This window comes from Microbacterium sp. LMI12-1-1.1, from assembly GCF_040676455.1.
Lineage (GTDB): Bacteria > Actinomycetota > Actinomycetes > Actinomycetales > Microbacteriaceae > Microbacterium.
In genome coordinates this window covers 350926-371859 of sequence record NZ_JBEGIA010000012.1, presented here as the reverse complement: position 1 = coordinate 371859, position 20934 = coordinate 350926, and the positions used below count along the sequence as shown (strand labels likewise).

The 20934-nt window shown below is 70.5% G+C and carries 21 protein-coding genes; 8 read left to right on the top strand and 13 right to left on the bottom strand.

The annotated features are described in order from the left end of the window. Positions 1–20: 20 nt before the first annotated feature. On the bottom strand, positions 21–854 hold the full coding sequence (locus MRBLMI12_RS10380; protein ID WP_363356355.1) for a CPBP family intramembrane glutamic endopeptidase: 834 nt from the start codon (positions 852–854) through the stop codon (positions 21–23). A 237-nt stretch (positions 855–1091) separates the two neighbouring features. Here MRBLMI12_RS10380 and MRBLMI12_RS10375 point away from each other — a divergent pair, with 237 nt between their 5' ends. From MRBLMI12_RS10375 to MRBLMI12_RS10365, 3 genes are read left to right on the top strand one after another with little or no spacing between them, the layout of a single operon-like run. Then, positions 1092–1787 carry a DUF2306 domain-containing protein gene (locus tag MRBLMI12_RS10375; protein ID WP_363356353.1) on the top strand — a complete coding sequence of 232 codons (696 nt, stop codon included), beginning with the start codon at positions 1092–1094 and terminating at the stop codon, positions 1785–1787. A gap of 4 nt (positions 1788–1791) precedes the next feature. Continuing rightward, on the top strand, positions 1792–2922 hold the full coding sequence (locus tag MRBLMI12_RS10370; RefSeq protein ID WP_363356351.1) for a sensor histidine kinase: 1131 nt from the start codon (positions 1792–1794) through the stop codon (positions 2920–2922). Continuing rightward, entirely contained in the window at positions 2919–3572 is a 654-nt protein-coding gene (locus MRBLMI12_RS10365; protein WP_363356349.1) for a response regulator transcription factor, read from the top strand. The genes MRBLMI12_RS10370 and MRBLMI12_RS10365 overlap by 4 nt, the downstream gene beginning before the upstream one ends. A gap of 139 nt (positions 3573–3711) precedes the next feature. Here the strand turns inward: MRBLMI12_RS10365 and MRBLMI12_RS10360 are convergent, their stop codons facing one another. Further along, positions 3712–4809: a fatty acid desaturase family protein gene (locus tag MRBLMI12_RS10360; protein ID WP_363356347.1), complete on the bottom strand. Its 1098-nt coding sequence runs from the start codon at positions 4807–4809 to the stop codon at positions 3712–3714. Positions 4810–4939: 130 nt separating this feature from the next. Beyond that, positions 4940–5098 carry a hypothetical protein gene (locus MRBLMI12_RS10355; RefSeq protein ID WP_308866175.1) on the bottom strand — a complete coding sequence of 53 codons (159 nt, stop codon included), beginning with the start codon at positions 5096–5098 and terminating at the stop codon, positions 4940–4942. A 167-nt stretch (positions 5099–5265) separates the two neighbouring features. Between MRBLMI12_RS10355 and MRBLMI12_RS10350 the strand changes: the two genes are divergently transcribed. Next, the gene (locus MRBLMI12_RS10350; RefSeq protein WP_363356345.1) at positions 5266–6171 is read left to right on the top strand and encodes a siderophore-interacting protein; all 906 of its coding nucleotides are present in this window, start codon (positions 5266–5268) and stop codon (positions 6169–6171) included. A gap of 53 nt (positions 6172–6224) precedes the next feature. Here MRBLMI12_RS10350 and MRBLMI12_RS10345 read toward each other — a convergent pair whose 3' ends face one another. Beyond that, the gene (locus tag MRBLMI12_RS10345) at positions 6225–7667 is read right to left on the bottom strand and encodes a DHA2 family efflux MFS transporter permease subunit (RefSeq protein WP_363357040.1); all 1443 of its coding nucleotides are present in this window, start codon (positions 7665–7667) and stop codon (positions 6225–6227) included. A 149-nt stretch (positions 7668–7816) separates the two neighbouring features. After that, a complete protein-coding gene (locus MRBLMI12_RS10340) occupies positions 7817–8443 on the bottom strand; it encodes a PadR family transcriptional regulator (RefSeq protein ID WP_363356343.1) in 627 nt (208 codons plus the stop codon). Between the two features lie 133 nt (positions 8444–8576). Between MRBLMI12_RS10340 and MRBLMI12_RS10335 the strand changes: the two genes are divergently transcribed. Continuing rightward, entirely contained in the window at positions 8577–8930 is a 354-nt protein-coding gene (locus MRBLMI12_RS10335; protein ID WP_363356341.1) for a hypothetical protein, read from the top strand. 63 nt (positions 8931–8993) lie between these two features. Beyond that, positions 8994–9965 carry a phosphoribosylaminoimidazolesuccinocarboxamide synthase gene (locus MRBLMI12_RS10330; protein ID WP_363356339.1) on the top strand — a complete coding sequence of 324 codons (972 nt, stop codon included), beginning with the start codon at positions 8994–8996 and terminating at the stop codon, positions 9963–9965. Positions 9966–9994: 29 nt separating this feature from the next. Here the strand turns inward: MRBLMI12_RS10330 and MRBLMI12_RS10325 are convergent, their stop codons facing one another. The 4 genes from MRBLMI12_RS10325 to MRBLMI12_RS10310 all read right to left on the bottom strand — a co-directional run bounded on the left by MRBLMI12_RS10325 (position 9995) and on the right by MRBLMI12_RS10310 (position 13784). Further along, complete coding sequence (locus MRBLMI12_RS10325) at positions 9995–10744, bottom strand: cytochrome c biogenesis CcdA family protein (protein ID WP_363356337.1); 750 nt, start codon at positions 10742–10744, stop codon at positions 9995–9997. Then, positions 10744–11286 (bottom strand): thioredoxin family protein, encoded by a 543-nt coding sequence (locus tag MRBLMI12_RS10320; protein ID WP_363356335.1) that lies wholly within the window; start codon positions 11284–11286, stop codon positions 10744–10746. Before MRBLMI12_RS10320 ends, MRBLMI12_RS10325 begins: the two co-directional genes overlap by 1 nt. Positions 11287–11427: 141 nt before the next feature. Next, the gene (locus MRBLMI12_RS10315) at positions 11428–13005 is read right to left on the bottom strand and encodes a hypothetical protein (protein WP_363356333.1); all 1578 of its coding nucleotides are present in this window, start codon (positions 13003–13005) and stop codon (positions 11428–11430) included. Then, positions 12987–13784, bottom strand: coding sequence for an ABC transporter ATP-binding protein (locus MRBLMI12_RS10310; RefSeq protein ID WP_363357039.1), 798 nt, complete (start codon positions 13782–13784; stop codon positions 12987–12989). The genes MRBLMI12_RS10315 and MRBLMI12_RS10310 overlap by 19 nt, the downstream gene beginning before the upstream one ends. Positions 13785–13970: 186 nt before the next feature. On the opposite strand from MRBLMI12_RS10310, the gene MRBLMI12_RS10305 reads away from it, so the two are divergent. Together MRBLMI12_RS10305 and MRBLMI12_RS10300 are read left to right on the top strand one after the other, a co-directional pair. Further along, positions 13971–15302 (top strand): uracil-xanthine permease family protein, encoded by a 1332-nt coding sequence (locus MRBLMI12_RS10305; RefSeq protein WP_363356331.1) that lies wholly within the window; start codon positions 13971–13973, stop codon positions 15300–15302. A 207-nt stretch (positions 15303–15509) separates the two neighbouring features. After that, a complete protein-coding gene (locus MRBLMI12_RS10300) occupies positions 15510–16349 on the top strand; it encodes a VOC family protein (protein ID WP_404909525.1) in 840 nt (279 codons plus the stop codon). A 23-nt stretch (positions 16350–16372) separates the two neighbouring features. Here MRBLMI12_RS10300 and MRBLMI12_RS10295 read toward each other — a convergent pair whose 3' ends face one another. From MRBLMI12_RS10295 to MRBLMI12_RS10280, 4 genes are all read right to left on the bottom strand, one after another. Continuing rightward, positions 16373–17386, bottom strand: a complete 1014-nt coding sequence (locus tag MRBLMI12_RS10295) for a LacI family DNA-binding transcriptional regulator (RefSeq protein WP_363356327.1) — start codon at positions 17384–17386, stop codon at positions 16373–16375. Positions 17387–17420: 34 nt separating this feature from the next. Then, entirely contained in the window at positions 17421–18899 is a 1479-nt protein-coding gene (locus tag MRBLMI12_RS10290) for a glycoside hydrolase family 1 protein (protein WP_363356325.1), read from the bottom strand. Positions 18900–18965: 66 nt separating this feature from the next. After that, a complete protein-coding gene (locus MRBLMI12_RS10285; protein ID WP_363356323.1) occupies positions 18966–19874 on the bottom strand; it encodes a carbohydrate ABC transporter permease in 909 nt (302 codons plus the stop codon). After that, positions 19871–20899 carry a carbohydrate ABC transporter permease gene (locus MRBLMI12_RS10280; RefSeq protein WP_363356321.1) on the bottom strand — a complete coding sequence of 343 codons (1029 nt, stop codon included), beginning with the start codon at positions 20897–20899 and terminating at the stop codon, positions 19871–19873. The genes MRBLMI12_RS10285 and MRBLMI12_RS10280 overlap by 4 nt, the downstream gene beginning before the upstream one ends. Positions 20900–20934 lie beyond the last annotated feature (35 nt).

Genomic DNA, 20934 nt, shown 5'->3' with positions numbered 1-20934 from the left:
GACACCCTGGACGCTCGGGGTCACCGCACCGGATCGGCGGAGAGTGCGTCGGCCGCACCACGCGTCGCGTCCACGCGACCGCGGATGAAGATGATCGCGAGCAGCCCGACGAGGATGACGGGGATGTTGCCGAACCCGGCGATCGTCGCGAGCGTGCCATCGGCCGGATGCGCGGCCTGCAGGAAGATGCTCGGGTCGGTGCTGGCGTGCAGCAGGATCGGCCAGATCAGGTTGCCCGTCACGCGGAGTGCGAGGTACATGCAGATGCCGAACGCGAACGTGTAGAGCAGCTGTAGCAGCGTGGCGAAGGGCGACTGCCCCAAGAGCAGGTTGCTGGCGTGCAGCGCGGAGAACAGGGCCGCCGACACCAGGGCGACCGCGATCTCGGGGTGCCCGGCCTTGCGCATCAGATTGACGACGTAGCCGCGGGTCAGGACCTCCTCCGCGAAGCCGATGCACAGACCCGCCAGGAGCCACGCCGCCACGTAGCCGAAGTCGAGCTCGGCGTAGTCGACGGTCGCAAAGCGGAGGACGTTGAAAATCAGCACGACCGCGACAGCGATCCACATCCACCCGCGGCCGCGGATCGGCTGCGGGCCGAAGAGTTCGCGCAGCCAGCCGACCGACAGCCCGAAGAGGATGAGGATCACGCCGCCGATGACGATGGGGAGCACGAAGAAGAACAGCACGTAGCCGGCGCTCTCGGTATCGCCGATCGACGGTGCGATCGGCCCCAGGGCCAGCGCTGCCCCCTGGTAGAGCACGAAGTACCCCACGACCAGGATGAGTGCTCGCCACCATCCGCCCCGCTCCCAGAAGCGCTTCCATGTGTTCGTCTCGCCGGAACCGGTCACGGACTTCCCCTCGTCGTTTCCCATGCCTGAGTTCGAGAGTAGAGGCTCGCGGCGCGGTTTCGCGGCGGCGCCACCGCCCGGCCGGATCCGCGATCGCGGCCGAAGGAGCGTGAGCGGACGGTAGCCAGGGCTTGCGTGATCGGTGGCCCCTCGCGTTGCCGGGTCGGCCGATCGGACGAGGCCTTTCGAGCCGGTCGGCCGAAGCGGCGCAGCATCCGTTCTCGCGAACATGGCGGCATGACCACAGTCACTGCCCGCCCTCGACGCGCCCGGCCCCAATGGCTTGTGCCCGCCGGGCTCATCGCCCTCAGCCTCGTCCCGATCGTCGCCGGCTCGGCCCGCCTGACCCAGCTCACGACCGGAGCGACGGTCACCGCAGAGAACGCCCGGTTCTTCGACTCGCCCATCCCCGTGGTGGCGCACATCATCGGCTCGAGCGTCTTCCTCGTGCTCGGCGCGTTGCAGTTCGCGCCGTCGTTGCGCCGGCGGCGCTGGCACCGCATCGCCGGACGCATCGTCGCGCCGGCGGGACTGGTCTCGGCCCTGTCGGCGCTGTGGATGACGCTGTTCTACGACATGCCGGCTTCCGTCACCGGTCCGGGGCTCGCCGGGGTACGGATCGCGCTCGGCACGGGGATGGCGGCGGCCATCGTCGTGGCGTTCGCTGCGATCCGGCGCGGCGACGTCCGCAGCCACAGCGCGTGGATGACCCGCGCCTATGCAATCGGTCTCGGCGCAGGCACACAGGTCCTGGTGTTCCTCCCGTTCACGCTTCTCATCGGCACGCCCGCGCCGCTCACGCACACGCTGCTGATGACGGCGGGCTGGGTGATCAATCTCGTCGTCGCCGAGATCGTCATCGGGCGACGGGCGCGGACGGTCCGTCGGCGCACGGCCGGACCGATGGCGGCGACCACTGCCCGCCTATCATGAGGGCATGACGAGCCCGGTCCGCGCGCTCTGGGACGCGCCCGCGGCGGTTCCGGCGCCGCCCCGGCGGGTCTGGCGCGACTGGGTGCTCGTCGTCGCGATCCCGCTGCTCGCGGTGGTCGAGGCATCCGTCCGCACCGACGTGCCGTGGCGCTGGCTGTGGGCAGTGGTGCTCGCCGCGCTCGCACCCACGCTGCTGTGGCGCCGGTCGCGCCCCTTCACGGTGCTGGGGATCGCGTTCGCTGTGGGCACGACAGTGGGCCTGGCGACAGCCGGCGACCCGCAGCTGTACACGACGGCGTACTTCCTGATCCTTCTCTACGCGGTGTTCCGGTGGGGCTCCGGACGCGCGATGGTCGCGGGCGGCGCACTGGTGGTGATCGGGATGCTGCTCACCTTCGTCGCGAGCCCGCCCGATGTCGCCGACATCATCGGCGGCGTGGCCGTCGCGGTGACGACGAGCACGCTGGGTCTGGCCGCACGCTGGCGGCGGAGGGCACGCACGCGCGAGCTCGAGCAGGTGCGACTCCTCGAGCGCGAGCAGCTCGCCCGCGACCTGCACGACACCGTCGCACACCATGTGTCGGCGATCGCGATCCAGGCGCAGGCCGGCACCGCCGTGGCCGCCACCGACCCGAGTGCGACCGTGCAGGTGCTGCACGCCATCGAGGCCGAGGCGACGCGGACGCTCCGCGAGATGCGCGCCATGGTGGGCGTGCTGCGTGCGCCCGACGACGCGCTCGCGCCGACTCCTGGCCTCGCCGGGATCCGTGCTCTCGAGCGGATGGATGCGGCGGCCCCGGCCGTCGCCGTGAGGCTCGGCGGCGACCTCGAGAGCGTGCCGCCGACGGTCGCGGCCTCGGTGTTCCGGATCGCGCAGGAGGCGGTCACGAACGCCCGCCGTCACGCGCGGGATGTGACCCGCATCGACGTGGGTGTCGACGTCGACGCCGATGGAGTGCGACTCGAGGTCCGTGACGACGGTGCGGGCGCAGCATCCGCTCCGTCTCCCGGCTACGGGATCACCGGGATGCGCGAGCGCGCAGCGCTGCTCGGCGGGACGTGCGACTCCGGGCCGGCACCCGGTGGCGGGTGGATCGTCGCGGCGACGCTCCCCCGGGCAGGATGGACGGCATGAGCGTGCGAGTGCTGGTCGCCGACGACCAGGATCTCGTGCGGACGGGCCTGCGCATGATCCTCGACGCGCAGCCCGACATCGAGGTGGTCGGCGAGGCCACGGACGGCGCCGCGGCGGTCGCGCTGGCGGGGATACTCCGGCCCGACGTGTGCCTGCTCGACATCCGCATGCCGGTGATGGACGGGCTCGCGGCGACCCGCGCCCTTGCCGGACCGGACGTCGCGGACCCGATCCCCGTCGTCGTCATCACGACCTTCGACCTCGACGAGTACGTCTACGAGGCGCTGCGGTCGGGTGCGCGCGGATTCCTCCTCAAGGATGCGGGGGCGGTGCTGCTCGCCGAGGCGGTGCGCGCGGCGGCCCGCGGCGACGCGCTCATCGATCCGAACGTCACGGTGCGGCTCATCGAGGCTTTCGCCGGCGCGGCGCCCGAGCCGCCGACTCCGCCGTCGAGTCCGCTCACCGAGCGAGAGGAAGCCGTGCTTGCCGGCGTCGCCCGCGGGCTCGGCAACAGCGAGATCGGCGACGAGCTGCATGTCTCGCTCAGCACGGTGAAGACGCACCTCGCGAGCATCATGACCAAGCTCGGCGCCCGCAATCGCGTCGAGCTCGCGATCTGGGCCCACGAGCGCGGCCGTCCACGGCGCTGACGACCCGATGCCCGAAGACGCCATGGGCGGACGCTGACCCGGTCTCGCGACTCACAGGCGCGCGGGAGGACCCGCCGTCCGCGACCTGCCCCCCAGGACAGGTCGCGGACGACCCCCGACCTCACGCCTTCCCCCGGCGTCAGACCGCCTGCCGTTGCTGCAGCAGGGGGCATTCGAACGGGTCGCGCTCGCCGAGCCCGACCCGGTTGATGTAGCGCGTGACGATCCGGTACGACTCCCAGAGCCCCGTTTCGGTGTACCGCACGTCATGGGCGACGCAGTAGTCCCTGATGGTGCCGGAGGCCTTCCTCAGGTGAGGACGGGGCATCGATGGGAACAGGTGGTGCTCGATCTGGTAGTTCAGCCCGCCCATCGCGACGTCGAGGAATCGGCTGCCCCGGACGTTGCGGCTCATCAGCACCTGCCGGCGCAGGAAGTCGACCTTCACCGCGGCCGGCACGAGCGGCATCCCCTTGTGGTTGGGCGCGAAGGCCATGCCCATGTAGACGCCGAAGAGGCCGAGCTGCACCGCCAGGAAGACGGCGGCGATGCCGGGCGACAGCACGAGGAACACCAGCGCGAGATAGCCGCCGATGCGCAGGGCGAGGAAGACGATCTCTACGCTGCGCCGGCGCAGCGGCTCACGCGCGACGACACGGCGCACGCTCGAGGCATGCAGCGACAGGCCCTCGAGCAGGAGGATCGGGAAGAAGAACATCCCCTGGTGGGCCATGACCCACGCCAGTGCGGGGCCGTACTGCTTTGCGCGCTGCTCCACCTGATCGGGGGTGAACGACACGACGGGCAGTTCGATGTCGGGATCGGAGCCGATCTTGTTCGGGTTCGCATGATGGCGCGTGTGCTTGTGCTGCCACCAGCCGTAGCTCATCCCGACCAGGAGGTTGCCCAGCACCATCGACGTCCAGTCGTTCCACCGCCCCGAGACGAAGATCTGCCGGTGCGCGGCGTCGTGCCCGAGCATGGCGATCTGCGTGAACAGAATCGCGAAACCTGCCGCCGTGAAGAGCTGCCACCAGGTGTCGCCGATCAGGAAGAAGGCGACCAGGGCTGCGGCGAGCACCACCACCGCGCCGATGAGCTTGGTCCAGTAGTACCCGTAGCGGCGGCGCATCAGACCGCTGGTGCCGATGATCTTCGCGAGGTCGGTGAAGTCGTTGCCCGCCCGGGGCGTTCGGGCCACCGTGGCGCGGACGCCGCCGGTGAGCTGGTCGGTCATGTGCTCGTCCCCGATCCTCCGGCCGCACAGGTGTGCGGTCCGCGGGTGTCGGGGTCCGGGACGTCCGTATCGGTCAGGCTACGCCGATGTCAGGCGCTGCGGCAGTGCCCGGGCGAGTTCACAGGCGGGGTCACGTCTGGCGGCGGATGAAGCGCATCAGCCAGGCGATCACCGCGATGATGATGATCACGAGGCCGATCCACAGCAGGAACTTCGCCGCCTCGATGAACACGCCCAGCAGCAGCAGGACGATTCCGACGATGAGCAGGATCACTGCGAGTCCGGTCATGGTCTGATCCTGGCCCCCGGCCGCGCGCTCACCAATGGGTTGACAAAGCCGACGCGACTGCGCAAGGCGGAGTTCCGTGCTCCGCAGCGACGCGATCTGCGCCCACCCCGCCCGTCACGTGGTTGGCTGGGACGGCGGACCTCGACCGCGACCGTGAGGAGACCGATATGACGGATGCCCCGATCCCGACGCCGTCGGCAGAGACCGCGGCGAGCACGCCGGGCGCCGTGCCGGCCTCCCCGTTCTTCCGCGCCGGCGGCCGCAACCGCTTCACCGCCCGCCGTGCGCACGTCGTCTCGGTCGAGCAGGTCGCCCCGGTGCTGCTGCGCGTGCGGGTCACCGGCCCCGACTTCACGGACTTCACCAGCGGCGGTCCGGCGGACCATGTGCGCGTGTTCTTCCCCGACCCCGAGACCGGCGACCTGGTCGCACCGACCGCGGTCGGCCCGGGCGAGGACGGCATCGTGCGACCGGACGCGCCCACCCACGCACGTGACTTCACTCCGCTGCGCGTGACCACGATCGACGGCGAGGTCGCCGTCGATCTCGACTTCTACCTGCACCCCTCGCCCGGACCGGCCTCCCGCTTCGCGAGCGGCGCGCGCCGCGGCGACGAGCTCGTCATCGTCGGCCCGCGCGGCTCGAAGGCGGCTCCCCAGGGCGCGGCGCGCCTCGTGCTCGTCGTGGATGAGACCGCGCTCCCGTCGGCCACGCGCTGGGCCGCCGAGGTGCCCGCCGACACATCGGTCGACCTCATCGCGCTCACCGCCGACGACGGGTCGTGGGTCGCCGGGTACGTCTCCGAGACGTCGGGCCGCACCGACGTCCGGGCGCATCACCTCGACGCGGGCGGCGACCCCGACGCCGTCGTCGCCGCCGTCGACGCGGTGGGCGTGGATGCCTCGACCTTCGTGTTCGCGGCGGGTGAGGCATCCGCCCTCGTCCCTCTTCGCCGCCACCTGCGCCGCACGCTCGCGCTGCCGGCGGAACAGGTCGCGCTGAGCGGCTACTGGAAGCGCGGAACGGCCGGATTCGACCACCACGCGCCGATCGACCCCTCCGACCCGGATTGACGCGAGGGGCCACTCGCCTCGCGAGCGGTCCCCTCGTCTCTTCGCCCCGCGAGTCAGTCGGCGGCGACCGCCGCGTTCGCGGCCTGCCAGTCCTCGGTCGACGTCGCCTTCGGCCGGCGCAGGAACAGCACGGCGACCACGCCGATCAGCATCACCGCTGCGGACAGCAGCACGGACTGCGCCATCGCCGTCGCGAACGGCTCTGCGACGAGCTCCGGCAGCGCTCCCGAGCCGAAGCTGCCGCCGGGCGCGTCGGCGGCGCCGGGGAGGTTCGCCTCGATGCGGCTCTGCATGAACACCGCGATCGCGGCCGAACCCAGGACCGAGCCGATGGTGCGCATCGTGTTGTAGATGCCGGCACCGGCGCCCGCCTGCCGCGGAGCGAGGTTGCGCGTGGCGGTGGTCGCGAGCGGCCCCCACATGCCGGCGTTTCCGACGCCCATCAGCAACGACGGGATGAGGAACACCCAGATGGGGGTGTCGAGGTTCATGAGCACGGAGTACAGCACGAGCGAGCCCGCGACGAGCAGCAGCCCCGGCACCAGGAGGACGCGCGGATCGGTGCGGTCGAGCCATCTGCCCGCGAGCGGCGACAGCACGCCGGCCGCGACCGCCATCGGCACGAGCAGCAGGGCCGACTCGGTCGGCGTGAGGCCGCGCGCCAGCTGCAGGAAGAACATCAGCGGCAGGGACATGCTCGTGACGGTGAAGCCGACCGTCGAGATGCCGATGTTCGCGACGGAGAAGTTGCGGTCGCGGAAGAGCTCCAGCGGTACCAGCGCCTCGCTCTTGGTCTTCGCCTGCTGCCAGATGAACAGTCCCATCACCAGCACGCCGGTGATGATGAGGCCCCACACGGTGATCGGGCCCCAGATGACGCCCCAGTCGTAAGTCTCGCCCTCCTGCAGACCGAACACGATGAGGAAGAGCCCGATCGCACTGAGGAAGACGCCGACGAGGTCGAACTTGTGGGGGTGCGTCTCGAGCTTGGGCACGAGGATCCACGCGAGCACGAAGCCGACGACACCGACCGGAAGGTTGATGAAGAAGATCCACTCCCAGCCGAGCCCGTCGACCAGCAGGCCGCCGGCGAGGGGGCCGACGAGCATCGCGACGCCGGAGGTCGCACCCCACAGTCCCATCGCCGCACCGCGCTGGTTCGGCGGGAAGGTGCGCGTGATGATGGCCATCGTCTGCGGTGTCATGAGAGCCGCGCCCAGACCCTGCACGGCCCGGAAGGCGATGAGCGCGCCGAGCGTCGGCGACAGTCCGCAGGCGAGCGAGGCCAGGGTGAAGACGGCCAGGCCGCCGAGGTACATGTACTTCGGGCCGAACCTGTCGCCGAGGCGCCCCGTGATGAGCAGCGGCACCGCGTAGGCCAGCAGGTACGCCGAGGTGACCCACACGACGTTGTCGAGGTTGTTGGTGTCGGGGTCGAGGGCAGCCTTGATGGCCGGGTTCGCCACCGAGACGATCGTCGTGTCGACGAGGATCATGAAGAACCCGATGACGAGGGCCCAGAGGGCGGGCCACGGGCTGCGGGGCTTGTGTCCGGCGGCGTAGGCGCCGGTGGGCGGGTGGGCCGCCGAGGCGGTTGCAGAGGACGCACCCGCCGCGCGGGGGCCGTCCGGGGTGTTCGGGGTGGTCACTGGCGTGCTGCCTTTCGTTGGGCGAGATAGCGTTCCGACGGGGTCGCGTCGGGGCCCCAGGCGAAGTCGGGATCGGCGATCCGCGGGAGGGTCGCGTCCATCCAGGCGAGCTCCGCCTGGAGGAGGGCCTCTTCTCGCGCGATCTCGAGGAGGTACTGCTCCGGCACGCCCTTGTCGAGCGCCTGCCGGCGGCCGGCGCTGAGGGAGTCGAGGGCGCCGGCGAGCGCCGCGCGGCGCTCTCCCAGCAGCGCGAGCGCCTCCTCGCGCTCGAGGTCGTGGACCTCGGCGAGCGCGACGCGGAACTCCGCCGGCCGATCCACGCGAGGCAGTTCCCGCCGCACCCATTCGAGGACCGCGGCGGCGCCGGCATCCGTCTGCGTGTAGGTGGTGCGCTCGGGCCGATTGCCCTCGCGGTCGACGCCGACCTCGGCGACGAGTCCTGCCCGCTCCAAGCGGGCGACCGTGTGGTAGACCGTGCCGTTGGTGATGGTGACCAGGCGGTCGTCGCGGCGGAGGTGCATGAGCCGGATCATCTCGTACGGGTGCATGTCACCCTCGCCGAGGAGCGCCAGCACGGCCACCCCGAGCGGGGTGAGGCGGGCGACGGCATTTGTCACGATCATTCCTCCATGTCGATTAGTCCACATGGACTATACGCCTCCTCGCGCGCGATCGCCTCCGCGGGATGTGAAGACGAGCACCACCCGGATGCCGCTTCCCTGGCGCGGTGTCGGCGGCGGGTCGTACGGTGAGGGCATGGCAGACAAGGCCGTCGTGCGCCGTGAGAAGTTCCCCGAGGCCTACGCGATCTTCGACCCGATCGTGGCGGAGTGGACATCGCGGCCCGATGTCGCCCTCGGAGCGATGTTCGGCTCGGAGGGCTTGAACGTCCGCGGCAAGGTGTTCGCCTTCGTGACGTTCGCGGGTGAGCTGATGGTCAAGCTGCCCGAGAGCCGGATCGGCGAGCTGGCGGAGGCGAACGAGGCGCAGCCCGCGGTCATGCGCGGTCGGCCGATGCGCGAGTGGGCGACGGTGGGGACGGATGCCGCGGAGCGCTGGGCTCCGCTCGTCGGCGAGGCGTTCGCGCACGTCGACGCGATCACCCCCTGACCCTCTTGCCGGCGTTCACGACGCCGACCCGCACCCGCCGCACCCACCCGGGATAATGGACGGGTGACGGCTACCCCCACCCCCACGACCGAGCTCCCCGGCTGGCGCCACGCGTACTCGGGCAAGGTGCGCGACCTCTACGTTCCGGAAGACACGGCGGAGGGGGCGCAGCCCGAGCGCCTGCTCGTCGTGGCCAGCGACCGCGTCAGCGCGTTCGACCACGTGCTCTCGCCCGGCATCCCGGGCAAGGGGGAGCTTCTCACCACCCTCAGCCTGTGGTGGTTCGACCAGCTCGCGGGTGCCGACGGCGGGCGCGGCATCCCGAACCACCTCGCCGCGTCGCACACCCTCACGCGCGGCGCGGACGGTGAGGCGAACACCGCCGACGACCTGAAGAGCCTGATCCCGGATGCCGTCACCGGTCGTTCGATGGTCGTGAAGAGCCTCGACATGCAGCCGATCGAGTGCGTGGTCCGGGGCTACCTCACCGGGTCGGGCTGGGCGGAGTACCGCGAGAGCGGCACCGTGTGCGGCATCGAGCTGCCCGGCGGGCTGTCGAACGGCGACCGGCTGCCCGAGCCCATCTACACCCCGGCGTTCAAGGCGCCGATGGGCGAGCACGACGAGAGCATCTCGTTCGAGCGCACCGTCGAGCTCGTCGGCGCCGAGCGCGCGGCCGAGCTCCGCGACCTGTCGCTCGAGATCTACTCCCGCGCTGCCGCGACGGCCGAGGCGCACGGCGTGATCCTGGCCGACACCAAGTTCGAGTTCGGGCTCGACGAGAACGGCGTGATGACCCTCGCCGACGAGGTGCTCACCAGCGACTCGTCACGGTACTGGGATGCCGCGGCCTGGGCCTCGGGCACGATTCCCGAGGAGCGCATGGCGAGCTTCGACAAGCAGATCGTGCGCGACTGGCTCGCGGCGAACTGGCCCGCGCCGCGTGAGGGCGAGCCTCCGGCGCTTCCGGCCGACATCGTGGCACGTACCACCGCCCGCTACCGCGAGCTGCTGGAGCGCCTCACCGCCGCCTGATTCCGCCTCGCCGTGCCGGGTCCGTTCGCTCACCCGAGCAGCATCCGCTCGATGTTCTCGATCGGGCCGTACCACCCCTGCTCGAGCACCCACGCCTGCACCACGCGATCCCAGCCGAGCGCCACGGCGACCCCCACCACCACCAGCAGGCCGCCGATCACGCGACGGAACACGCCATGGGGATCGGCGAGCCAGCCCAGCCGGCGAACGAGCGCCGTCCCGGCCAGAGCGATCCCCAGCAGCGCCAGGGCGAGGCCGGCGGCGTAGGCCGAGACATAGAGGACGCCGGCGGCGAAGCTGGCCGGCAGCACCGCGGCGACGATCAGGGCGTAGGTGGGGCTGCAGCTGCTGAAAGCCGGACCGAGGGCAGCACCCAGGGCGATGTCGCCGCCGAGACCAGCCCGGCGGTAGCCCCGATCGAGCAGTCGCCCGCCGCCCGCCTGCCAGCCGGCGGCGACGGTCAGCCGCTCCCAGAGGGTGGGGAACACCATCGTGAGCCCGAAGGCGGCGACGATGACGCCCGACGCCGCCTGCCATACCCAGGCCGGGATCCCCAGAAGGGCAGTGGTCGCCTTCAGAAGCAGGGTGAACACCACGACGGATATGGCGAGGGATGCCGCGATCACGAGCGGGCGGTACCACTCGCGCTCCGCGGTCTGCGCTGTCGCACCGGTCCGGACGGCAGTGCCCCCGACGATCACCGGAAGCAGCGGGAGCACGCACGGGGCGAGAACCGTCAGCACTCCGGCCGCGAACGAGACGACCGTCAGCGCGAGCATCAGCCGCCGAGCCCGAGCCCCGACAGGGCCGCTGCCAGGGTCGGCTCGTCGTAGGCGACGAATGCGGCGGTGCCGTTGCCCTCCTCATCGAGCGCCACCACCGTCGTCTGGATTCTGACGCCGTACTGCTGGCGCAGATCCTGTCGTGAGTCGTAGTCGACCTTCAGCACCGTGACGCCCGCAGGCACCCCGGCAGCGAGGATGTCGGACTCGAGGGCGCGGCACTGCGGACACCAGGGCGCATGGAAGAACAGGACCCTCGTGCCGCCCGCTGCAGCCAGTGCATCCTCGCTGTAGTCGACGTAGGCGCCCGGTGCCGGCTGGTCCGTCGCAGCCGCTTGCGGCTCGACGGTCGACTCCGGGCTCGTGCGGTCCGGTGACGGAGAAGCGCTGGGCTCTGCCATCACGGAGGAGGCCGGCGAGGGGCCGCCGACGCCGGCGAGTCCCGCGTCACCGCCGCCTGCCGCGAAGGCGATCGCCGCAGCGACGCCCGCCACCACGACGGCACCGACCACTGTCCCGATCACCGTTGCCCGCTTCATGACACCATCCTGATCCGTGCCGCGGCGCTGGGATGCATCGCAGTCATTACGGTTCCCATACGGACCGCGGAAGGTGGAGCTGATCGTGACGTCGGACCGGCGACCCGGACGCGTCGGCACCGCGGCGCCGACGCCACGGGATCAGGCGTTCTTCATCGCCTTGAGCCGCGACAGCAGGACAGGTGCCGTGCGGTCCAGCGCGCGACCGCCGACGAGGATGCCGCCGGTGAGCACGGCGGCACCGAGCACGATTCCGATGGCGCACGCCACCCAGCTGAGCGTCGCGTCGCCCGTGAAGTAGCCGATCAGCCCTACGATCACGACGGGTGCCGACAGCACCAGCGCGACGAGCCAGATGCCGAAGAACGCCATGCCCTGGAGGAACGTGGTGCCCGGAACCCGTTTGAACGGGTTGTCGCCGGAGGCTGCCACCGGAACCACCAGCTGTGCCGAGGTGACCGCGCACACGCCGTAGCACGTGAGCAGGATGCCGACCGACATGCCGAGGATGCCGGGGAACTGCTGCCAATCGCCCCCGAGGGCGAAGGGCACGATCACGGCGAGCACCACCAGGGGCAGCGCCACCGCGGCCGCGGCGAGGCTGCGGCCGACCCGGTCGGCGCGTCCGGAGGCTCCCGTGATGAGTTCGGTGCCGAAAGCCGTGCCGTCGTACGAGATGTCGGCGTACACGACGATGCCGATCACCATCGCGATGATCGGACCCGAGAACGTCAGCGCGGTCAGGGGATCGCCGCCGCGGGCGTAGAACCACAGCAGCACGGGCACGAGCGGCGCCCCGATGAGCTGGCGCAGGTAGCGCGGGTCGCGCGTCCAATACGTCAGCGCCCGCGCGAAGATGGCGCCTGCCGCGCCGGTGGGCACGCGCCCGAACCAGCCGACGGAGCCCGCCCGCACCGGCGCGGCCGACGTCTGCGGGGGACGCACCAGGGAACGGCCGAGCGATGCGCGCCACAGCAGCCAGAGGACCGCAAGCGTCACGAGCGCGATCAGCAGCTTCGCCGCCGCCGCTGGCAGATCCCCCGCCGCGGCATCGGCCGGCACCGCCCAGGCGGCGCCGAGCGGGGTCCATCCCAGCACCGGAACCGTCGACGCCAGCGTGTCGGCGTTCACGGCGAAGCCGGTCGCCACGCCCGCGATGATCGGGCCGGCCAGGATCAGCGGGATGAAGATGACGATCCCCGAGACCTCGCGGAAGCGCCGCCCGCTGCCGAGTCCCGACGCCAGCGACGCGACGGCGCGCGAGGCGACGACCGCCGTCAGCACGGCCAGGGGCGTGCTGACGATCCAGGCGACGATCGCCGCCGGCCAGTGGGCCCAGGTCGCGATCGTCGCGATCGCCGCCGCGGAGGTGATGATCCCGGGGATGCCGCAGACCCCCGCGAGCGTCAGTGCGACCATCATGCGCGACAGCGACATGGGGAACACGACGAGGCGGGCGGGGTCCAGCGTGGTGTCGACGCCGAAGGCGACGAGGGGGACGAGGGCCCAGCCCAGGGTCACGACCGAACCGACGCCGACGATGACGTTGCTCGCCAGCCGCAGATCGCCGAAGCCGAGCAGCACGAGCCCCACCACGATGCCGGCCAGCAGGCCGAGCCCGTACGCGGCGCCGAAGATGAAGCCGACCAGCTGCCACGGGCTGCGGGCGAGCTGATTGCCCAGAACCCGGAACCGCAGCCTCAGGAGCGTCGCAACCATTCCGGCCCCTCCGTGTGGCGACGGCCTCCGACGAGCTCGACGAAGCGATCCTGCAGCGGCTGGCCCGCGCGCACGTCATCGACGGTCCCGGCGACGAGCAGGCGGCCGGCGGCGACGATCGCGACGTGGTCGCACATGCGCTGCACCAGGTCCATCGAGTGACTGGAGACGATCACCGTGCCGCCGCCCGCGACGTAGCCGGTGAGGATGTCCTGGATGTTCGCGGCCGACACCGGATCCACCGACTCGAACGGCTCGTCGAGCACGAGCAGCCGCGGCGCGTGGACGAGGGCGCACGCCAACGCGATCTTCTTGGTCATGCCGGCCGAGTAGTCCACGACCATCGTGCCCGCGGCATCCGTCATGTCCATGAGTGCCAGGAGATCCGCCGTGCGACGGGCGATCTCGTCGTGCGAGATGCCGAAGAGCAGGCCGTTGTACGTGACGAGCTGCTCGCCGGTGAGTCGATCGAACAGCTTGACGCCGTCGGCCAGGTTGCCGAGCATCGCCTTCGCCGTGACGGGATCACGCCAGACGTCGACCCCATGCACGAGCGCCTGGCCCGCGTCGGGTGCGAGGAGGCCCGTCGCCATCGACAGCGTCGTGGTCTTGCCGGCGCCGTTCGGTCCGACCAGGCCGTAGAACGATCCGGCGGGCACCCGCAGGCTCAGATTCTCGACCGCCACCTTCTGCCCGAACCGCTTGTGCAGGCCGCGGAGCTCGAGCGCCGCATGATCGCCGGGTAGCGAGGACCCGCTCCGGGCGGCATCGGCCGTCACCGCCGGGCCAGGGGGCAGGGAAGGAATCGCTGAGTCGGTCACATCTCTCCGTCACATCGGTTTCGCGAACGAGGCGCCGCGGCCCCGCACCAGCCTCTCGGATGCCGCATCGCCGGGGCAACTCACCGAGCCGCCGGTCGTCGCTAGGGTGATGCTCGCACCATCCCCCGAGCGCAAGGAGCGCACATGCCTACGTGGACCCTTCACGGCAACGGCCGGACCGTCGAACCGGGCAAGGTGGTGAAGCCCGACGAGCGACTGAACTGGCCCGCCACGGTCGCGATCGGCGCGCAGCACGTCATCGCGATGTTCGGCGCCACATTCCTCGTGCCGGTGCTCACCGGCTTCCCCGTCTCGACGACCCTGCTCTTCTCGGGCATCGGAACGCTGCTGTTCCTGCTCATCACGAAGAACCGCTTGCCCAGCTACCTGGGCTCCTCATTCGCATTCATCGCCCCGGTGACGGCGGCCACCGCCTCGCAGGGCATGGGCTCGGCGCTCGCCGGCATCGTCGCCGTGGGCGTGCTGCTGGCGGCCGTCGGCTTCATCGTGCAGTTCGCGGGCCTCGGCTGGATCGAGAAGCTCATGCCTCCGGTCGTCGCCGGCGCCATCGTCGCGCTGATCGGATTCAACCTTGCGCCGGTCGCGTGGACGAACTTCCAGCAGGCGCCGATCACCGCGACCATCACGCTGGCCGCCGTGATCCTGTTCAGCGTGCTGTTCCGCGGGTTCCTCGGCCGCATCTCGATCTTCCTCGGCGTGATCGTCGGCTACATCGTCGCGCTGCTGCGCGGCGAGGTCGACTTCAGCGCCGTCGACGAGCTCGTGGCGAACGGGCAGTGGGTGGGCCTCCCGACCTTCGCGTTCCCGACCTTCGGCGACCCGGGGACCTGGAGCGTCATCGCGATGTTCCTGCCGGTCGTGCTCGTGCTCATCGCCGAGAACGTCGGCCACGTGCGCGGCGTCGCGACGATGACCGAGTCGTCGGTCAACCAGTACACGGGTCGCGCCCTGATCGCCGACGGCGCCGCCACCGTGCTCGCCGGCACCTTCGGCGGCTCGGGCACGACGACGTACGGCGAGAACATCGGCGTCATGGCCGCGACCCGCGTGTACTCGACCGCCGCCTACTGGGTCGCGGGACTGTTCGCCATCCTGCTGTCGCTGTCGCCGGTGGTGGGCGCGGTGTTCAACTCGATCCCCGCCGGCGTGCTCGGCGGTGTGACGACCGCGCTGTACGGCCTGATCGGCATCATCGGCATCAAGATCTGGGTCGACAACCGCGTCGACTTCTCGCGCCCGGTGAACCAGTACACCGGCGCCGTCGCGCTCGTCATCGCGATCGCCGGGTTCACGATGCAGTGGGGCGACTTCCAGCTCGGCGCGATCGTGATCGGCGCAGCGGCGGCCCTGCTGATCTACCACCTCGGCAACGCCATCGCCCGCTGGCGCAAGACCGGCGCCGACGACGGCGGCCCGATCCCGGCCGTCGGCCAGCTCGGCGGCGACCCGCAATAGTCGAACAGCGGATGCCGCCACCCGAGGCCCTCGAGTCCACCTGGGTGGCGGCATCCATCGTCCTTCTCGGGTTTGGGGCGCAGCTGACTCCGGGTCTCCGGGCGACCTCGACCCGTCGTGCGGGGGAATGAAGGGCGGATGCCGGAGGTTCTCATTCGTGTGAATACACAACTCGCGGCGGCCGACCGTCTCGCCGCCGACACGTCGATGGGAGCCGTGACGCTCCTCGTGGGCGACCTCGACGGCATGACGGCGTTCTACCGCGACGTCATCACGCTGCAGGTGCTCGCCACCGACGGCGACGAGGTCGTGCTCGGACGAGCCGGCCGAGCCGTGGTCGTGCTGCGGCACGAGCCGGCGCTGCGCCACGCGACGCCCGGCGCGGCGGGGCTGTTCCACACCGCCATCCTCTTCGAGACGCAGGAGGCCCTTGCGGCCGCGCTGTACAGCGTCGCCCAGCACGCCCCGCACACGTTCACCGGATCGGCCGATCACCTGGTCAGCCAGGCGTTCTACCTGACCGACCCCGAGGGCAACGGCATCGAGCTCTACTGGGACCGCGCCCGCACCGAGTGGTCGTGGACGCACGGCAGCATCGAGATGGCGACCCTTCACCTCGACCCGAACGCCTTTCTGCGCGAGCACCTCACCGAGCGGGCCGCGAGCGGTGCGACCGGTCAGGACGCGGCATCCGTGGGGCACGTGCACCTGTCGGTCGGCGACGTCGCGAGCGCCCGTGCGTTCTACGTCGACGCGCTGGGGTTCGACCAGACCGCCGCGATGGGCGACCAGGCGCTGTTCGTGAGCGCCGGCGGCTACCACCACCACATGGCGATGAACGTGTGGAACTCGCGCGGAGCCGGACCACGGATGCCGGCGCTCGGCCTCGGCCGCGTCGACCTCGCCCTGCCCGACGCCGACGCCCTCGGCGCCCTCGCCGAGCGCCTGCGGCACCACGGCCTCGAGGCGCGCGACGACGGTCGCACCGTGTCGTTCGACGACCCCTGGCGCAACCTCCTGCAAGCCACCGTCCCCGGCCGCGGCTGACCCAGGATTCCCGGAACCCGCGGTCAGACCGATTCGCGGACGACCAGCTCGGTCTCGAGGATCGTGACGTGCCGCGGATGCCGCCCCGCGAGGAGGTCGAGCAGCACCGTCGCCATGCGCTCCCCCTGCGCGAAGGAGGGCTGGCGCACCGTCGTCAGCTGCGGGATGACGGAGGTCGCCACCGGCGAGTCGTCGAAGCCGATGATCGCGATGTCCTCCGGAACACGAAGGCCCTCCGCCGCGATCACGGTCAGCACGCCGCGCGCCATGAGGTCGCTGGCCACGAAGACCGCATCGGGCTTCGCACCGGTGGCGAGCACGCGACGCATCGCATCCGCACCGCCGTCGGCGGTGAAGTTGCCGTCCTCGACGGCGATCTCGTCGAGGTCCCACGCGGCCAGCGCGTCGCGGTAGCCCTGCAGCCGGTCGACGCCGGCGGGCATGTCGCGCGGACCCGTGATCGTCGCGATGCGCTTGCGGCCGCTCTCGATCAGGTAGACGGTCGCGTCGTAGGCCCCGCGCACGTTGTCGACGTCGACGTAGTAGTCGCGTTCGCGCTCGCGCACCGGGCGGCCGCCGTAGACCACCGGGACGACGCTCGCGATGCGGTCGATGAACGTGTCGCTGGTGTGGTGCGAGACGACGATGGCGCCGTCGACGGCGCCGCTGCGGACGTAGCTCGTGGTCTTGTCGCCCGGGTCATCGCTCGCGATGAAGAGGTTGAGCACGTAGTCCGAGCGGCTCAGGCGGGAGTTGATCCCCGACACGATGGCCGCGAAGAAGGGGTCGCCGAAGAACCGTGTGGTGTCTTCGGGGACGATCAGCGCGACCGCGTGGGTCTTCTGGCTCGCCAGCGACCGCGCGGCGCGGTTCGGGACGTAGTTGAGCTCGGCGATCGCTCGCGTCACCGACTGCAGAGCCTCGGGGCTCACCGCCGTCGAGCCGTTCACCACGCGCGACACCGTGGACCGCGAGACCCCCGCCGCTGCGGCGACCTCTTCGATCGTGACTGCCGAACGCATCGCCTCGACGCTCATTCTCTTCCTCCTCCCGGATGCTATGTCCGGGACGCTATGACGTGACGGCCGCCGCGCGCGCGGGCTCCAGGTCGAGGGCGCGGGCGCCGATGATCCGGCGGTACTCGAGAGCGCTGTCCTTCGGCGTGCGCTCCTGCGTGTCGTAGTCGACGCGCACGATGCCGAACCGCTTCTCGTACCCCCACGCCCACTCGAAGTTGTCGAGGAGCGACCAATAGAAGTATCCCCGCACATCGACGCCCGCGTCTGCGGCATCGAGGATCGCGCCGAGGTGGCCGCGCAGGAACTCCACGCGATCGGCGTCGTGCACGCGCTTCTCGTCACCCTCGACGACCAGCTCGTCGTCGTAGGCCGCACCGTTCTCGGTGACATAGAGAACCGTGCCGGCCGACTGCGCGTACTCGTCCCACACCCGGTGCAGCAGCGTGGTGAGGCCCTCGGGCTGCACCTCCCACTGCATCGGGGTGCGGGGAAGGCCGCGCTCGTGCCAGAAGATGCCTTCGTGCGAGGGGTACGGCGAGCGGCCCGGGCGGTCGGTCGGCGCGTCGCCGCCGATCGGCGGGTTCACCGGCTCGTGGCCGCCCACGTACTCGCCGTGGTAGTAGTTGACGCCGAGCGTGTCGATCGGCGTCGCGATCGTCTCGAGGTCACCCGGACGCACGGCGGACTCCCATGCGGCGACGGCCGCGGCATCCACCTTCCGGATGTCCTCGACGACGTCGGCCGGGTACTCGGCGCGGAAGATCGGGTCGAGGAACCAGCGATTGAACTGGCCGTCGATGCGGCGCGCGGCGTCGGCGTCTGCCGGGTCGTTCGCGTCGACCGGCTCGGCGACCGTCAGGTTCAGCGTGATGCCGAGCTTGAGCGACGCGTCGCGCGCCCGCAGCTCGCGCACGGCCTGCCCGTGACCGAGCAGCAGGTGGTGCGCGGCCAGGACGCCCTCTTCGACGCTGTAGTGACCCGGCGCGTGCAGGCCGGCGGTGTAGCTCAGGAACGACGAGCACCACGGCTCGTTGAGCGTCGTCCACACGTTCACCCGGTCGCCCAGCGCGTCGTGCATCGTCAGCGCGTACTCGGTGAACAGGTCGGCCGTGTCGCGGTTGGCCCAGCCGCCCTTCTCCTGCAGCGCCTGCGGCAGGTCCCAGTGGTAGAGCGTCAGCCACGGCAGGATGCCGGCATCCAGCAGCTCGTCGGTCAGCCGCTTGTAGAAGTCGACGCCCTGCGGGTTGACCGCGCCGCCGTCGGGCCGCACGCGCGACCACGACGTCGAGAAGCGGTACGTCTGCAGGCCCAGGTGCTTCATGAGCGCCACGTCGCCGGCGTAGCGGTGATAGTGGTCGCACGCCACGTCGCCGTTGTCGCCGTTGATGACCGCGCCCGGCACACGGCAGAAGGCGTCCCAGATGGAGTCACGGCGGCCGTCCTCGTGGGCGGCGCCTTCGATCTGGAAGGCGGCGGTCGCGGCGCCGAACAGGAAGTCCGACGGGAAGGCGCGCGGGATCGCGGTCGTCATGAGGGGGGAGGTCCTCTCTGGATGCATTGAGTTCAGGATGACTGAGGCCGAGCGGAGGCGGAAGGCCTAGCCCTTGACGGCACCGGCCATGATTCCACTCACCAGCTGCTTGCCCGCGAAGGCGAACAGGATGAGCAGCGGGATCGTGGCGAGCAGCACGCCGGCCAGCACGATGGAGTAGTCCACGAAGTAGTTGGACTGCAGCAGCGAGAGCGCGACCGGCAGGGTGGGGCTCTGGCGGTCGAGCACGATGAACGGCCAGAAGAACTGGTTCCACGCGCCGACGAAGGTGAAGAGGAACAGCATCGCGGCCGCGGGACGGGCCGCGGTGACGCCGACCGTCCAGAACGTGCGGATCATGGAGGCCCCGTCCACGCGCGCCGCCTCGATGAGCTCGTCCGGCACGGTCTGCGACAGGTACTGCGTCATCCAGAACACCCCGAACGCGCTGGTGAGCGCGGGGATGATGATGGCGCCGATCTGGCCGGTCCAGCCGAGGTCCGAGAACAGGAGGTACAGCGGCACCACGCCGAGCTGCATGGGCACGGCCATCGTGGCGACCACGAAGGCCAGCAGCCACTTGCCGCCCGGGAAGCGCAGCTTCGCGAACGCCCAGCCGGCGAGCGTCGAGAAGATGACGACGGATGCCGCGATCACGGTCGAGCTGAAGATGGAGTTCCACAGCGCCAGCCAGAAGTTGACGGCCGGGTCGTTGACGACCGCCAGCGCGTTGGCGATGAAGTTGCCGCCCGGCAGCCACGACATGTTCGGGTCGTTGATCGTGGTGGCGTCGCCCGAGCCGATCAGGAACGACCAGTAGTAGGGGAAGATCGCCGAGACGATGACGACTCCGAGGCCGAGGTACACCCAGAACCCGGCGCGGACGCCGCGGATCTTGGTGGTGCGCCGGTTGCGACGCGCGTTGGGGAGGTTCTCCTCGACGACGGCGAGGGGCGGGGTGCTGATGGCGCTCACTGCTGGGCTCCCTTCCGGCGACGGCGGCGCTGGATGACGCCGCGACCGCCCTCGTCGCGCACAAGGCGACGGGTGATGCCGAGGTTGATCAGGCCGATGGCGAGGATGATGATGAACAGGATCCACGCCAGGGCTGCGGCGCGGCCGAAGTTGAACTCGCCCCAGCCGATGTTGTAGAGGTACAGCGTGATCGTCAGCCACTGGTTGGCGGCGCCGCCGCGGCCGAAGGTGTCGAACATGCGCGGCTCGTCGAAGATCTGCAGTCCGCCGATCGTCGAGGTGATGATCACGAAGATGAGCGTCGGCTTCAGCGACGGGAGCGTGATGCTCCAGAACTGGCGGAACGCGTTGGCGCCGTCGACGGTGGCGGCCTCGTAGTACTCGCGCGGCACGGCCTGCATGGCGGCGAGCAGGATCAGGGCGTTGTAGCCCGTCCAGCGGAAGTTGACCATCGTCGCGATGGCGATGTGGCTCCAGAACGGGTCCTTGTGCCAGGCGATCGGGTCCAGTCCGATGCTGGTGAGGATGTTGTTCACCAGACCGTGGTTGTCGCCGAACATGTTGCTGAAGATCAACGCGACGGCGACCGGGGCCATGACGTACGGGAGCAGGACGCTCATCCGCCAGAAGGTCTTGGCCCGGATGTTGCGGTCGAGCATCGCCGCGATGAACAGGGCGAGCACGATCTGCGGCACCGACGACAGCAGGAAGATGCTGAACGTGTTGCGCAGCGCGACCCAGAAGTCGGCCTGCGACAGGATCCAGATGTACTGGTCGAAGCCGACGAACGTGCCGGAGTTGCGGACGAGGTCCCACTCCTGGAACGAGATGACCGCCGTGTAGACGATCGGGAAGAGTCCCACGATCGCGAACAGGATGAAGAACGGCGAGATGTAGAGGTAGGGCGAGACCTTCAGGTCCCAGCGGCTCATGCGATGGGAGAAGGACAGCACGCGCGGCGCGCGTTCGGGCTTGGGCCGATCGTCCGGCCCCGATGCCGTGGGGCGGGTTGCGGTCGAGGTCACCGGGGGGCTCCGATCCGGGTGGAGAGTGGGCGCTG